The organism is Alcanivorax sp. HI0044, from assembly GCF_001634945.1.
Window position 1 is genome coordinate 1 of sequence record NZ_LWEZ01000359.1, and the last position, 1,104, is coordinate 1,104.

The 1,104-nt window shown below is 52.5% G+C and carries 1 protein-coding gene; it reads right to left on the reverse strand.

All coding sequences use genetic code 11. The annotated features are described in order from the left end of the window. Nucleotides 1-389: 389 nt before the first annotated feature. The coding region (locus A3730_RS04400; protein WP_156500897.1) for an AraC family transcriptional regulator at nucleotides 390-1,104 on the reverse strand (715 nt) is incomplete at its 5' end.

Below are 1,104 nucleotides of genomic sequence, written 5' to 3' on the forward strand. Positions count from 1 at the left end.
GCAGCACCCACGCGATTCACCACTTTGTGGTTCGTGACCCTTTTTATATCAGACAGATGACCGCCAAGCAGGCCCACAAAGTGCTCAAGGATAATGGGGTGAGATTTAATGATCTGGGCACCTTCCGGCGGGCCAACCGAATGCACGAGACAGCTCAAGCAGCTTGAAAAAAACTGCGTGAAATAATAAGCCCGCGATTTACGGGCTTATTATTTTCGGCGGCAACGACACTGAAATCACTGCCTCATCCCATATGAAAATCGACTGGCGATCAGCTGGCACCGATAACCGCGCCGAAGATTTGCGAAGGTTTTATCGATCTATCAGAAGAAAAAGAAACCGCTATAGCAGATTATTTATCTGACCGCGCCCCCTCTGTCTCCACCAGATCAACCCTGGCCACTTTCCCGAAAAGCAGAAGGTGCCAAACCGGTCCAGCGCTTGAAAGCCCTGCGAAAGTTTGCCGTGTCACCGTAACCCAGCGTATACGCCAGCTCTTGAATGCTCATGTTCTGGCTTTTCAAGTATTCCAGGGCAAGGGCATGGCGGACCCCGTCGAGAATTTCCTGAAACGAGGTGCCTTCATCCAACAAGCGACGATGCAGGGTTCGGGGAGTCATGTTCAGAATGCGGGAGGTGACGGAGAGTGAGGGAAAATTCACCTGCTTGGCCAGCATTAATCGACGTACCCGTGCTGACACGGAAGCATCCGACACTAGGCTGTGCAGTTCCCGTTTGCAGAGTTTTTCCGCATGCTCGAAGGCGGCCGGGTCAGCGGTTCGCAGAGGCTGATCCACCACATCCAGTGGCAGAGACAAACCGGTCCAGTCTTGGCCGTAGCGTACCGGGCATCGAAACAGGGACTCAACGAGTTCCGGGTCATAGGTTTCGGAAAAGGCAAAGCTGGCTTTGGCTACCTGACAATTACCCAGAGTAATGAAATCGAGTACGTTCTTTACCGCCACCACGACTGCACCCAGCAAGAAAGGACCCACCTCACCCAACGGCAGCAACTCCCGGATCTGCAGGTTTAGGTATTTGCCATCCACTTGGTGGCTTACCATCACTAAGTTAATACGCAGAGGGATAAAACGCTCAAGTATC